General features: G+C 55.9%; 11 protein-coding genes. All 11 read right to left on the reverse strand.

What is annotated here, in order from left to right:
- Nucleotides 1–2 precede the first annotated feature (2 nt).
- Nucleotides 3–1,139 carry a phospho-N-acetylmuramoyl-pentapeptide-transferase gene (mraY, locus tag IEX36_RS08170; RefSeq protein ID WP_188758851.1) on the reverse strand — a complete coding sequence of 379 codons (1,137 nt, stop codon included), beginning with the start codon at nt 1,137–1,139 and terminating at the stop codon, nt 3–5.
- A gap of 165 nt (nt 1,140–1,304) precedes the next feature.
- Complete coding sequence (locus IEX36_RS08175; protein WP_188758852.1) at nt 1,305–2,684, reverse strand: UDP-N-acetylmuramoyl-tripeptide--D-alanyl-D-alanine ligase; 1,380 nt, start codon at nt 2,682–2,684, stop codon at nt 1,305–1,307.
- Nucleotides 2,675–4,177, reverse strand: a complete 1,503-nt coding sequence (locus IEX36_RS08180) for a UDP-N-acetylmuramoyl-L-alanyl-D-glutamate--2,6-diaminopimelate ligase (protein ID WP_188758854.1) — start codon at nt 4,175–4,177, stop codon at nt 2,675–2,677. Before IEX36_RS08180 ends, IEX36_RS08175 begins: the two co-directional genes overlap by 10 nt.
- Nucleotides 4,178–4,224: 47 nt before the next feature.
- Nucleotides 4,225–6,540: a penicillin-binding transpeptidase domain-containing protein gene (locus tag IEX36_RS08185; RefSeq protein ID WP_188758856.1), complete on the reverse strand. Its 2,316-nt coding sequence runs from the start codon at nt 6,538–6,540 to the stop codon at nt 4,225–4,227.
- 48 nt (nt 6,541–6,588) lie between these two features.
- Complete coding sequence (locus IEX36_RS08190; RefSeq protein ID WP_188759895.1) at nt 6,589–7,110, reverse strand: septum formation initiator family protein; 522 nt, start codon at nt 7,108–7,110, stop codon at nt 6,589–6,591.
- 204 nt (nt 7,111–7,314) lie between these two features.
- Nucleotides 7,315–8,208, reverse strand: a complete 894-nt coding sequence (gene rsmH / locus IEX36_RS08195; RefSeq protein WP_188758859.1) for a 16S rRNA (cytosine(1402)-N(4))-methyltransferase RsmH — start codon at nt 8,206–8,208, stop codon at nt 7,315–7,317.
- A gap of 46 nt (nt 8,209–8,254) precedes the next feature.
- Complete coding sequence (locus tag IEX36_RS08200; protein WP_188758861.1) at nt 8,255–8,710, reverse strand: division/cell wall cluster transcriptional repressor MraZ; 456 nt, start codon at nt 8,708–8,710, stop codon at nt 8,255–8,257.
- A gap of 436 nt (nt 8,711–9,146) precedes the next feature.
- Entirely contained in the window at nt 9,147–9,626 is a 480-nt protein-coding gene (locus tag IEX36_RS08205) for a PEP-CTERM sorting domain-containing protein (RefSeq protein WP_188758863.1), read from the reverse strand.
- A 635-nt stretch (nt 9,627–10,261) separates the two neighbouring features.
- Entirely contained in the window at nt 10,262–10,789 is a 528-nt protein-coding gene (locus IEX36_RS08210; RefSeq protein ID WP_188758865.1) for a DUF2127 domain-containing protein, read from the reverse strand.
- A gap of 92 nt (nt 10,790–10,881) precedes the next feature.
- Nucleotides 10,882–12,774 (reverse strand): 1-deoxy-D-xylulose-5-phosphate synthase, encoded by a 1,893-nt coding sequence (gene dxs, locus IEX36_RS08215; protein ID WP_188758867.1) that lies wholly within the window; start codon nt 12,772–12,774, stop codon nt 10,882–10,884.
- Between the two features lie 159 nt (nt 12,775–12,933).
- On the reverse strand, nt 12,934–14,103 hold the full coding sequence (locus tag IEX36_RS08220; protein WP_229668798.1) for a DegT/DnrJ/EryC1/StrS family aminotransferase: 1,170 nt from the start codon (nt 14,101–14,103) through the stop codon (nt 12,934–12,936).
- Nucleotides 14,104–14,185 lie beyond the last annotated feature (82 nt).

The raw sequence follows: 14,185 nt of genomic DNA on the forward strand, positions 1-14,185 counted from the left end.
AGCTACCGCAGCTTCAGCGTGGTCAAGGCGAACAGTGCAAAGACCAGAGCCATGATCCAAAAACGCGCAATCACCTTCGACTCCGACCATCCCATCAATTCGAAGTGATGGTGCAATGGAGCCATCTTGAAGATACGCTTGCCATTGCGCAGCTTGTAACTGCCAACCTGCAGCATGACGCTGAGGGCCTCAAGAATAAACACTCCTCCGATGAACGGCAGCAGCAATTCTTGCTTGATCACCACAGCCAGCGTGCCGATCGCACCGCCTAACGCAAGGCTGCCGACGTCACCCATAAAGACTTCTGCCGGATGGGCGTTGTACCAAAGAAAACCAATGCTGGCTCCGACCATCGCGCCGCAGAAGACTGTCAGTTCGCTGACCAGCGGCATACGTTGCAACTCAAGATAGTCGCTGAAGACGGCATGCCCGCTAACGTAGGTAAGTACCGTGAGTGCGCCAGCCGCAATGATGGTGCAGCCAATGGCAAGGCCGTCCAGCCCGTCGGTCAAGTTGACGGCGTTGCTAGAAAACGAGATGACTAGCATTACAAAAATGACAAATGGCAGGAACGCCAGCCACCAGAGGTGTGGCACATGCAGCAGGTGATCGATGATGAGGTTCGGACGGAAGTTCTTCGCAAACGGCACAATCAATTTTGTCGAATACATGCCGTGCAATTCCATTCTTATGAGTACCAGAGCCACGCAAAAGCTGGCTAGCAGTTGCAGGCCGAGCTTGGCACGCGCCGTCAAGCCAAGGTTGCGGCGATGAACCACCTTGATGTAGTCGTCAGCGAAGCCAATTGCGCCAAAGGCCAACGTAGACAGCATAACCAGCCATACCAGCGGGTTCGACAGATCGGACCACAGCAGCGTAGGAACAAAAATGGAGATGCAGATGAGGACCCCACCCATGGTTGGAGTGCCGCTCTTCTTCTGGTGTGACTGGGGTCCTTCTTCGCGGATGTACTGGCCGATCTGGAACTCTCGCAGCTTCTCAATCACGTAAGGGCCGATCAGCAGGCCGATTAGCAGCGCTGTCAGGCTCGCAAACACAGTGCGAAACGTGATGTAGCGAAAGATGCGAAAGAGCCGGAAGTAAGGAAATAACTTCTGGTACAGCAGCCAATAGAGCAAAACGTCTCCGCCTTCGATTCAGAGTGAACTGGTAAATGAGTTATCCAAAGCAAGAAGTCCAAACTAGAAACCGCCAGGAACGTCACAAACTTCAGCTATCTTAACAGGCCGCAATGCGCGTGGTTATTGCATTTCCACAGTGAACCAAGTCGCATTCCACCACCTTCACTCGGGAAGCTCGGCCAATGCCTTTTCCAATTTCACACCACGTGATGCCTTAAGCAACACGACATCGCCAGGTTGCAAATGCTCTCTCATCCATTCACCGGCGGCCTGCGGGGTCTCCAGGAAATGAGCCTCGAGGCCGCTTGCATGCGCGGCCTGTACCATCGCCCTGGCCATTCCGCGAACACCAATCAGAGTGTTCACGCCATGCTGCTTCATGCTACCCCCACAGAGAGCATGGAGCGGCTCAGCTTCGGGGCCAAGTTCGAGCATTTCACCTGCGACAACGATATGTCGCTTGCCTGGCATCGTCACCAAAGCATCTACCATGGCATCCAGCGCACGTGGATTCGAGTTGTAGCAGTCGTTTATTAACGTGGCTCCGTGCCAGTGAATTACTTCTCCACGCTTGTCACCGGCGCGCAGACTGCCTATAGCTTCCGCGCATTCTGCCAGTCTCATTCCGCTGCGGAGCCCTACTGCAATCGCCGCCAATGCATTCGGAACGTTGTGTCGCCCCAACAGATGAAGTCGCACTTCCGCTCGCTCGTTGTGAGCTTCGACGGTGAATGCGACCCCTTCGCTTCCCAGGTCCTGAACCTCCACTGCTCTCACCTCCGCGCTTACATGCAGTCCGTAAAGCACGGCACGCGAACCCATACCCCGCGCGAAGGACGCCACGTATTTGTCGTCGAAATTCAGTACAGCGATACCGTCCGGAGGCAGTGCCCGGACTAGTTCGTACTTGGCGCGCGCAATTCCGGCAATGCCATCGGGGAAGAATTCCAGATGAACCGGACCGACGTTCGAGACCACTGCCCAATTTGGTTCTGCGATCTTCGCCAATGCAGTAATCTCTCCTGCATGGTTCATGCCCATTTCAAGCACCGCAACCTCGTGTTCGGGTTCGAGGCGAAGCATCTGCAACGGTACTCCAAAGGCGTTATTCAGATTGCCCGCGGACTTCAGCACTCTGAATTGTGTAGAGAGAACTTGTGCGATCGCCTCCTTCGTCGTCGTTTTTCCTGCTGAACCTGTCACACCGATAACGCGCCCACCCCAGTCGCGTCGCACGGCATGTGCCAGCGCCTGTAATGCATGGAGTACGCAGTCTTCGCAGTCGGCGACCTTCAGCAACCGCGCCTCATCGATCTCTGCTGGAACTAGCCATCGATTGCTCACGACAGCGGCGACTGCTCCGTTAGCAATCGCAGATGCCACGAAGTCGTGGCCGTCGAGTCGCTCGCCCTTGACGGCAAAAAACAGCTCGCCTGCACCGATAGTGCGCGAGTCGATGCTGTAGCCCAATGCTTCGGCCGCGGTATCAAACTCGCCGTCGGCATGAATCCAGTCCGCAATCTGCCCCAACGTCAGCCGCATGCCATCTCCTTGAGAACCCCGGCAGCCACAACTACATCGTCAAACGGTACAGTTTTCTCTCTTAATATTTGAACCTTTTCGTGTCCTTTTCCTGCGAGCAAAACAATATCACCACGCTTGGCGGAATGAATTGCACGACTGATCGCAGCAGCGCGGTCTGCTTCGACGATGCAATCCGTGCTTGTTTCACGAGCGCCAGTCAGCACCTCTGTGATGATCGCATCTGGATCTTCGCTACGCGGATTGTCGCTGGTCAATACCACTAGGTCGCTACCTTCGCTGGCGGCACGCCCCATCTTGGAGCGCTTCGTGCGATCGCGGTCGCCACCACAGCCGAAGAGCGTAATGACACGACCTCCGCGATCTCTTACAAGTTCACGGGCAAGCGCTATTAGATTGCGTAGCGCATCGTCAGTATGAGCGTAATCGACCACAACCGTGATACCCGTTTCGCCGGCAGGAACTACCTGAAAGCGCCCAGGAACTTGCTTTAGCCCCTCGGCAGCAACAGCAATCTCCTCCATTGTCAAACCACGAGCCAACGCTGCGCAGGAAGCAGCCAACAGGTTATACACATTTACCCGGCCAGTCAGCGGAGACCGTATGGGGACTGAGCCTCCGGGCGTTACCCAACGAAATCGTGTCTCCTCTGGAAGAATCTGTACATCCTCAACTCGATATTCTGCGACGTGGTTCGATACTGCATACGTCATCAGTCGGGAATCGCGAGCCGCCTCACTGAAGTCTGCAAAATGGAAATCGTCTGCATTAAGCACAGCTATTCGCGGAGGCGGTGTACCCACCCCGGCAAATAGTTTTGCCTTGGCCGCGAAGTAATTCTCCATTGTGCCGTGATAGTCGAGGTGATCCTGAGTGAGGTTGGTGAAAATAGCCACGTCCACAGGCAACCTCCAGACGCGCTCCTGGTCGAGCGCATGGCTCGACATTTCCATGACGGCTTCTGTCGCGCCCGCCTTGACGCCATCGCCGAATATCTCCAGCACATCGCGCGACTCTGGCGTAGTGTGGGGTGATCCACGAACCTCGTCGCCCACGTGCGTCTCGACCGTTCCGATGAGCACACAAGTGCGGCCTGCGCTTCGAAGCATGGACTCCAGCAAAAAGGCCGTGGTCGTCTTGCCGTTCGTTCCCGTCACCGCGCTGAGCGCCAATCTGCGCTCAGGATGCCCCATCACGGATGCACTGATCTCAGCAAGCGCACGGCGTCCATGTTGCACGAGCGCTGCTCCCACAGCGGGATGCTCGCGCCGCACACGGTCGAAGGCGTCACGCGAATCGGTTATGATCGCGACCGCTCCTTGTGTCAGGGCTGCGTCAATATATCGGTTTCCGTCGGCGTTCCCGCCACGCATCGCTACGAACACGTCGCCTCGTTGCACCCGGCGCGAGTCGTACTCGACCCCGTTGACGTCCACTGCTGCGTTCGCACTCGCAAGCGTGGTCAGTTCTGCACATGCATCGTTCCAGTTCATCTCAGTGTGATGCTACCGCGAGTTGTCCAATCCGACAGTCTAGGTCTCTAACGGGTAAACCTAACAATTACTTCAGTCCCCACGGGCACCATCGTCCCTGCGGCCGGAACTTGCTGCCGGGCCATACCATCACCTACCGCCTGCACGCGCAGCCCCACTGCGTCGGCGCGCTCCACTACGGTGCGCAGGCCAGCTCCATCAAACGATGGGACGGCGACCTTCGCACCAGAATCCACCACCACACCCTTTCGCTGCGCGCTTTCGGAAACGACAGGCACAGGTGCAGTGTTTGCTGCGTCGCCAGCTGCAATCTTGCTGGCGTTCGAGTGAAATTCCGTTACCGCCTTTGAGGGAAGCAGATTCAACACAGCATTGCCCTTTTTCGGCTCGTCAGGCACTGGAGCAGGAGGCGCGGTTGCGGTCTGATTTTCTTTCGATGCATTGTTTGCCCCCGTCCGTAGTGGATCATCTGGCGGCAGATTGTTCACATCATCGAACATCGCATTCAGGTCTGCCGTGCTGTTGTCCGGCGAATCGTCCACCAGGTCCTTCGCGGTCAGCATCTTCATCTCTTTCTTCGTTTTCAATGGCTGATCATGCGGAACGCCAAGATATTCCAGCACCTCCTGTGCCACCTCGGCGAAGACCGGAGCGCTGGTCTCTGCCCCATACCTGGTGCCGACCGTTGGATTATCGATCACCACCACAACTGAAATCGCTGGATTGCTCACGGGCGCGAATCCCGCAAAGCTGGCCACCAACTTTGTGTGCGAATAGGTATGGGTTTCGGGATCAATCTTCTGTGCCGTTCCAGTTTTGCCCGCCGAACTGTAGCCATTCAACTGTGCGTTTTTTCCAGTCCCCTCGGTCACGATGCCTTGCATCATCTTCCGCATCTTCGCCGAAGTCAGCTCGGAGATCACACGGTGCGCACCATCGGGTAGCTTGTCGGGCAATTCGTTCTCAGGATGGAAGGCAGCGGGCTTCAGCCGGGGATCGCCCTTCATCTCGTCTGTCGATTTGAGCAAGATGTGCGGCGGAAGATAGACGCCGCCATTAGCGATTGTGCTCACCATGGAGATCAGTTGGATCGGCGTGACACCAACCTCCTGCCCAATGGCTAGCGAAAGAATGCTGGTCGATCCCCATCGACGTGGAGGCCGCAGCAGCCCGCGCGTCTCACTGGGCAATTCGATCCCGCTGCGCTCGCCAAATCCGTACGCTTTCATATAGTGGTAAAACTTGTCCGCACCGAGTTTCAGGGCCATTTTCGCGGCCCCCACATCGCTCGACCGCTCTAGCGCCTTCTGAACCGTCACCACTCCCAGGCCGCGGTCGGAACGATCATCGTGCAACGTTCGCCCGTACATCGTCATCTGCCCGCCCTGGCAATCGACCATGTCCGTGGGCTCTACACCGGCACCGTCGATGGCCGCAGAATATGTAACGAGCTTGAAGGTCGATCCCGGCTCGTAGACATCACTCACCGCAAGATCAGTCAGTGAGCCCGGCTGCATATGTCGCGAGTCGTTCGGGTTGAACCTCGGCGAAATAGCCAGCGCGAGAATCTGCCCCGTGTGCGGGTCCTGCACCACGACCACGCCATGCAGCGCCTTCATCTTCTGCATCTGTGCATCGAGCGCCCGCTCGGCCATGTACTGAATATTGGCGTCGATGGAGAGCACGAGGTTCTCACCCGGCATCGGCTGACTCTCCTCGCTATCGAGTACATGACGGCGCGCATCCACGGCAGTCAGCACATGCCCCGGAACTCCATGCAGGTCGTCATCATACTCGCGCTCCAATCCACCAAGGCCAACATCGTCTGTACCTACATAGCCAAGTACCTCAGCTGCCAGATCGTTATTCGGGTAGAAGCGCTTGAACTCCTTCTGAAAATAGACGCCCTTGAGGTTGAGCTCGCGCACACGCTCAGCAGTTTCGGGGTCAAGCTTGCGCGCTACCCAAGCGAAGTTGCGCGATGCGTTGAAGCGGGCCAGCATCTGCTGCTTCGAGGTAAACCTATCGTCTGGATCCTTATGGACAATCTCTGAAAGGATCTCAGCCGCGCTCTCGCGGTTATCGCCCAGTTCGGACGGTACGGCATAGACGCTGTCCGTTTGCACCGTGACAGCAAGCGCACGCAGATTGCGATCATAGAGCACGCCGCGCCGGGGAGCGACCTCGAAGGTGCGTTGCTGCTGCTGCGCCGCGCGCTCAATGTAGTGATGGTGCTCAAAGACCTGCAACCACACCAGCCGGACGGCAATCATGCCCATCCAGAAGCAAAAGAAGAGCGCCACATACGCAAACCGTATTCTCCGGATAGGAGCGGTCAGGGTCTGCCGGGGCGCTTTGTTCATCTTGGTCCTGCTTGTCTATTTAGAATACGGCACACTCTCCGAGCGTGGCTATTGCGCCAATTGAATCCCTGGCACGTGCGCCTGCGCCAATATCGGAGCGTTCATGTCGCTACCATTGGGCCTCACAACCTGGCCTGGTTGAGGAGCAGCCAAACCAAGCTGCTTTGCCAGTGTGTCGATCCGTTCAGGATCAGTCAGTTGTGCCTCAGTCAGTCGGAGTTGTCGGTTCTGCTCACGCAGTTGCTCCACTTGCTGCTTCTGCACTTCGACATGGTAGCCAACTTCAATCGCGGAGAAGTGCTGCCAGACATAGACCATCACGAGCATGAAGAGCACACTCATTACAACACTGAACTGGCGCATCTCACGGCGACGCACCGGATCATCGGCCTTCACGATACGGCTGTTATCGATGTACTTAGCAAAGAAAACTTCAGGCGTCGGCCCACGGCGCGCGCGGCGCTGCGCATCAAAGAGAGCGCGATTGCGCTCGGCCACGGTCTGGGTACGCCCCTTCGCCCGTGCGCTCATCATTTCCAGTTGCTGTCCTGCCATCGCCGAAGCTGCCATGGACCACCTCGTTATTTCCGAATCCTTATCTCTTTGCCGCTCCTCAAAAATACGAACCGGGCCGGGATCGCTATTTGAAGGAAGGGACTTTGTGTTACTGAGTTGTCTTTCGCCAGAAAGAAGGTGGGACAACCCCGGCCCGATCACTTGTCGCTGCATGTGCCTTCAAAACACATGCAACCAAACTTGCTACCAAACTTTTTCTTACCGCTTCTCCGCCGCTCTTAGCTTCGCGCTGCGCGATCGCGGATTCTTTCTCTCTTCCTCTTCGCCGGCAACCACCGGCTTCTTCGTCAACACCTCAAACTCACCGTTCCGGGCAGCCTCACGAAACGCATCCTTCACCAACCGGTCTTCCAACGAGTGGAAGCTGATAAGCACCAGCCTCCCACCCGGCTTCAGAAGAAATCCCGCGCTCTTGAGCAGCGATTGAATCTCTCCCAACTCGTTATTCACTCGAATCCGGAGTGCCTGAAAGGTCCTGGTCGCAGGATGAATCTTGTCGCCTTTCATTGAAGGGGCCGCGGCCGATACTACTCTGGCTAACTCTGCCGTCGTCGTAATCGGCCGGGCCCTCACAATGGCTCTGGCGATTCTCCGCGACCTCCTTTCCTCTCCGAATTCGTAAATCAGGTTGGCGAGCTCTTCTTCGTCCGCCTGATTTACCACTTGCTCGGCCGTCTCCCCAATTAGCGGATTCATCCGCATGTCTAAGGGGCCTTCCGACCGAAAACTGAATCCTCTGTGCGCCTCGTCCAGTTGCAGGCTGCTTACGCCAAAGTCCGCAAGCAAACCGTCCAGGCTTCCGGGCGCGATCACCTGCGCCGCTTCGGAAAATGCCCTCGGCTCAAACAGCACCTCTGGCATCTCGGTGGCAAGTTCGGCACGAACCTCGTCGAGCCTCGCCCTGCCCAACTGCATCGCCTTCGGGTCGCGGTCGAAGCAGATCAGCCTGCCCCTCGCGCCCAGCTTCTTTGCAATCTCCGAAGAGTGCCCTGCAAGCCCCATCGTCAAATCTGCTACGACGCAGCCAGGCCGCACATTCAGATACTTCAAAGCTTCTTCTAAAAGAACCGGCACATGCTCGGGTCTAGCCATCTCGTCGCGCCTTGTGCTGCCCCTGAGGGCCAAACTTCCAAAACCACTAGCTGTTCGTCTTCTCGGCAAACGCAGCCAGATCGCTTGCCGTCAACTCCACTGCGCCGCCGGTGCCCTGCACCTCAGCCTTGAACATCTCAGCGTTGACGACCTCAAGAAACGTCTGGGATCCAAGAACGTTCACTTCGCCAACCACTTTGGCCGTCTCGCGCAGCAGTTGAGGAATCAACAGCCTGCCCTGCGCGTCCATCTCTGCCATCTGTCCGTAATAGTTCGTCACGTCCAGAAACTTTTTGCGGACCGGGTCCATCGAGGAAAGCTTCGCTACCTGCGCCTCGATCTTTTCCCACTCCTTGAGCGGATGTATCTGTGCGCGCTTGCCATCAAGGCTGGTGATGTAGAACTGCGGCCCGTACACCTCATCAACACGACGCTTGAAGTCGGCCGGCAGCTTCAGCCTGCCTTTCTCGTCCACGCGCGTTGGGTGATTTCCGCGAAACATGACAACCTCGATACCTCTTGCCGCTCAGCTCTTCAAACCAGACCCTCCGGGGATAAAATCTACTCAAGATGTACCAGAGCTGGTCCCCTTTAGACCATTTCTAACCACTTCGCTCCACCATCCTCACGCAACACCCCCTCGCTGTAAAGCACTAAATTGCGCAAATCTGTGCATTTCCCGGAATGAAATGTGGAAAACTCAGCCTCTGGTGGACTACAAGTAGGTACCCACTACATCTTGTGTTTGCGTATTTGGTTCATACCTCGGGTGACACTTGCGGAGCCCCAAGTCATCTGGTACGCGAAAAAAAAGCGAAAACGGGCCGCAAGATATGTCTGATCTCACGCGCTGTCGCATCCCTCTTTAAAGTCTGAGGGCCGGAGCGTCTTTTCGACAGCCCCAGCCCGATAGCGCGATTCATCCTGCCGAGCGACCTTCACTCCGCCGCTGATATCTGCCACTTCCGCTTCAACACCCCGCCCATTCCCAGCAATCCGCTACCCAGCAGCAGAAGGCTCGAAGGCTCCGGAGTCGGAGCCGGCGACGAAAGCTTCGAGATCGTGAGCATGCCATTCCCAAAGACGTCGAAATAGGTTCCTACGCTCTCGACGTTGGTATGGAAATAGAGAACGTCCCCGCCAGCCTGTGAGTTGGTGATGAAGCAGGCGTCAAACCCGTTATAGCAACCATTGAGTATCGGATATGCGCTGACCGACAAAATCGACCCCTGGCTGCCCGTTCCGGTCGCCGGTATATAGGTGGTTGTGCTGGTGAGAATGGATGGAGAATCAAAAGTTGCGTCCGTCGTAGTCTGCCCGTTATTGAACACAACGTTGTACTGAAATGTGTCCGCATGGGCGACCAGGCTTGCTGAAGCTATCAAAGCGGATGCGAGCAGCAGAGAGATACGTTTCATGAACCTTCCCTTAAGTGTGAGTAATGTGCAGGTTGCAAACTCATCCAAGCAAGCAGATAGCCAAACCGATTGGCGCAGAAACCCCCAACAAAACGTCCTCCTCCTCGGCCCAAAAAGCGCTTTCATGCAAGAAATTGCATGGACGAGGGTACATTTTGAGGAATTTAACTATTGCGGTAACTGGTGCCTCAAGACACGGTTATATCTGAGCGAAGAACCCCGGGCAGTTGCTTTTGCAGTTGCTTCTTGCTTGTCATTCCCGAAGGGAATCCGCGTCTGCTGTTGCGGTTGCATTTCCATTCCATAACCGCAGGCGGAGGAATCTGCTGTTCCTCAGCCCAGCCACTACCCTGTCAAGCCCCCAAACCATCCAACCCAAACAAAACAGACAACTTCCACGTGGCGGTTAAGTTTCCGGCATCTGCTACACTTAAATCAGGGATCCGATCAGGCCGGAAGCGCTAAAACCGATGCCAATTCTGGCATTAATCTATATTTATGAAGATTTTACGGGACACCAAGGTACCCCACTCCAATAGAATCAAGACTTTAGCAAAGTACCCCCTACCATAAGCCCAATGAATGGAAGACTTTAGTACTTAAGTATGGGGGAGGGGGTACCCACTGGAAACACCTTAATCCAGGCTCTCAGCCTTCGTCCGCCGCAGCAGCCAGAGCAGGTAAGCCAGGACGGCAAGATTAATCAGCAGCAGCCCCACCCGAAACGCCGTCGGATGCCGCACCAGCTCATACAGCTCCCACGGCAGAAACATCATCGTCAGGCTGAGCGTCAGGTACTCGGCCCAGACCTTTTCCAGCACCAGGCCAATCCCCTCGGTCAGCGCAACCGCCGAGTAGCCAAACGTCGCCACGCCAATCTGCTTCAGCCGGTGCGCGTCGATCAGGTCGGCCTTATTCAACAGGATTGCCACAAATCGGCTCTCAGGGTCAAACTTGAGCGCGACCGCCAAACGCATAATCTCATCGCTGATGTCTTTGTGCAGCAGGTGCACAACACCCACTCCGATGAGGAAGAAGAGGATCGACTTGCCTAGCTTGAACAGGCCAATCAGTAGAAGCCCTCGGTCGTGCGCATGATGCTTCCTGTATGCTTTGACCCTTGCTCCGGCCAGTCTCGCTTCGCTGATAGTCCCGTTCTGCATCGAATCCAGTCTTCAGTTGACGAGCAGAGCAGGGGAATGTCAACGGCGCAAAGGTGGCAGGCCAGGATTGTCATTCCGTAAGAGTGGGGGAACTAAAAATGCCTAGCCAGCACTTGCTCCATCATCCGTGCCAGATGTGGTTTGGCTTTTTCGAGCGCAGCTTCTGCAGTTAGGCCATACTTCGCACGCAAAAAATCCACCTTGCCGTGTTCTATGAAAGCATCAGGCCAGCCGATACGCACCACAGGCGTCTGCAAGTCGAGCGAATTCAGAGTCTCCAGCACCGCTGAGCCGAACCCTCCTGCCAGCACATGATCTTCTAATGTAATCAGCAGGCGGCAGCGCCCACCGAAGTCCGCAACGCAGGCGCGGTCAATCGGTTTGGCAAAACGCGGATTTACCACGGCAGTCGAGAAGCCTTCCAAACGAAGCATCTCGGCCAGTCGAATGGCCTCAGGCAGCATCGCGCCAAGGCCGAAGATAGCAATGTCGTGGCCGTCGACGACGACTTCGGCCTTGCCGATCTCGAGCGCAACTAGCTTGTCCTTTAGCTTCACGCCTGGCCCCGTACCCCGCGGATAGCGGATAGCGCTTGGTCCCTCATGCAGCATTGCCGTGTACATCATGTCGGCCAATTCATCCTCATCCTTCGGAACCATATGGATGATATTCGGCACTCCACGCAGGTAGCTGATGTCGAACAGGCCATGGTGTGTCGGTCCGTCGTCCCCACTCAAGCCGCCGCGGTCCATGCAGAAGACGACCGGTAGATTCTGCAGACATACATCATGCACAATGGGGTCGAACGCACGCTGGAGGAACGTCGAATAAATGGCACAGAAAGGCTTGTAGCCTTTGGTCGCCATACCTGCAGCGAAGATGACTGCGTGCTCCTCGGCGATGCCCACATCGAAATAACGAGTGGGGTGGTGCGGGCGGAAGAGATCAAGCGCCGTTCCATTGGGCATGGCCGCCGTAATCGCGACAACCTTCTCGTTTGAATCCGCAAGCTTGGTCAGACTCTCGGCGAAGACCTCCGAGTAAGTCTTCTGCCCGGCTGATTTCGTCTCGCCTGTTTCAGCATCATACGGTCCCAATCCGTGGAACTTCTTCTGCTTTTCTATTGCCGGCTGGAAGCCGCGTCCCTTCTGCGTAATTGCGTGCAAGATGACAGGCTTGTTTTGCGTTTTCAGGAACTTGAAAGTTTCAATCAGAAGAGGCAAATTGTGGCCATCAATAGGGCCAAAGTAGCTGAGGCCAAACTCCTCAAACAGCATGCCCGGGCCAATCAGGCCTTTGGCTGCTTCTTCAGCTTTGCGCGCAACGTGCCGCACAGCTTTGCCACCGAACTTTTCCAGTAGTCCGGCAGCCTTATCATGCAGGCTAGAAACCGTCTGGTTAGTAACGACCTTGTGGAAGTACTCGGCTATTGCACCTACGTTCTTATCGATCGACCATGCATTATCGTTGAGCACAATGATCATGCGACGCGTCTGTGCAGCGATGTTATTGAGCGCCTCAAACGAGATGCCGTTAGTAAACGCCGCATCTCCAGCGAGCGCGATAATGTTCTCGCTACCACCTGCCAGATCACGAGCAACGGCCATGCCCAGCGCAGCACTCAACGCAGTACCTGCATGCCCTGCGCCATAGCTATCGTGCTGGCTTTCAGTGCGGAGCATGAAGCCGTTCAGTCCCCCGGGCTGGCGAATAGTGTGAAAAAGCTTTTCGCGCCCTGTGAGCAACTTATGCACATATGCCTGATGACTCACATCGAAGACAAAACTGTCCTTTGGAGTATCGAAGACATAGTGCATGGCAAGTGTTAATTCCACAACGCCCAGATTTGGCCCAATATGCCCGCCAGTCTTCGCTACGCCAACGATCAGACGCTCCCGTATCTCTTCGGCCAACGCAGTCAGTTCGGCGATGGTCAGGTTTTTTACATCAGCGGGGGAGTTGATTGTCTCAAGAATCTTGCTCATCCAGGCCTATTCCGCAGACCGCCGATTACATTCCGGACGTCTGCACGAACACCAACCGCAACGAAAAATATCCACAATGCGGCATTGATAAGTATACCAACCCGGCAACGAGACGGCAGTTGCGTGACGGAGAGAACATGCAACCGACATCACATCGGATCAGGCATAGAAGGATGCCACCGCATCGACGACAGCTTCCTGCTCGTCCTCTCTAAGCTCTGGATACATCGGCAGAGCGAGCACCTCGTCTGCGGCAGCTTCGCTCTTCGGGAAGTCCCCTCGCTTATACCCAAGATCAACAAGGCTTGTTTGCAGATGCAGTGGGACCGGATAGTAGATCTCGCTGCCAATACGCCGATCTGTGAGGTACTTGCGCAGAGCGTCACGGCGTGGAGCGCGGATGACGTATTGATGGAAGACATGAGTAGCGCGCCGATCTGTGTATGGCAAGACCACCCCTTCTGCCACATTTGCGGCAGCCAGTCCTGCCCGACTGAAGAGATCGTCATAGCGCACAGCGAGGTTACGGCGTTGCTGGTTCCAATGCGGAAGATAGCGCAGCTTCACTTCAAGAATGGCCGCCTGGATTGAGTCTAGGCGTGAGTTCCATCCGACCTCGTCGTGATAATACCGTCTCCTCATGCCATGGGAACGAAGAACTCGAGCACGCTCATCAATTGCACCTGAGAGCGTTGTGACTAGCCCTGCATCGCCCATCGCACTTAGGTTCTTGGTCGGGTAGAAGCTGAAGGCCGCTGCATCACCTAATGCCCCTGCAGGCGTGTCGTTCCAGGTCGCGCCAAACGCCTGCGCAGCATCCTCAATCAACAGAAGATGATGGCGATATTTCAATTCAGTGAAAGCATTCCAGTCTGCACATTGGCCGTAGAGATGGACAGGCAAAACCGCCTTTACTTTCTGGGTAACAGGCGCTTTCTGCAAAATATCTTCAACCGCCTCCACCGATAGGTTGAATGTCCTAGGGTCAATATCGGCAAGGATGGGCTGAGCTCCTACCCGGAGGATGGCGCTAACGGTGGCAAAAAAACTGAACGGCGTCGTTATAACCGCATCGCCCGGCCCGATATTCGCGGCAAACAACGCAAGCCAAAGAGCATCGGTACCGCTGGCGCAACCGATGGCATGAGGGGCATTGCACGCTGTCGCGGCTGCGGCTTCAAAGCTTTCAACCTGCGGTCCCAGAATGAACTGCTGCGAATCACACACAGATTCAATGGCCGCAAGCACCTCGTCGCGGATCGAAGCAAACTGGCGACTGAAGTCCAGCATCGGAATCGGGGCTGCGCTACGGACAGGCACGTCTTGCATGGTATATCGTGAAAGGCCAGAGCGGAGTGCTGCTTTTAGATGGAAAGCTGCGTCTAAGACTTAATCGAAGCGTCTAATATGA

The sequence above is a fragment of the Edaphobacter acidisoli genome, assembly GCF_014642855.1.
GTDB classification, from domain to species: domain Bacteria; phylum Acidobacteriota; class Terriglobia; order Terriglobales; family Acidobacteriaceae; genus Edaphobacter; species Edaphobacter acidisoli.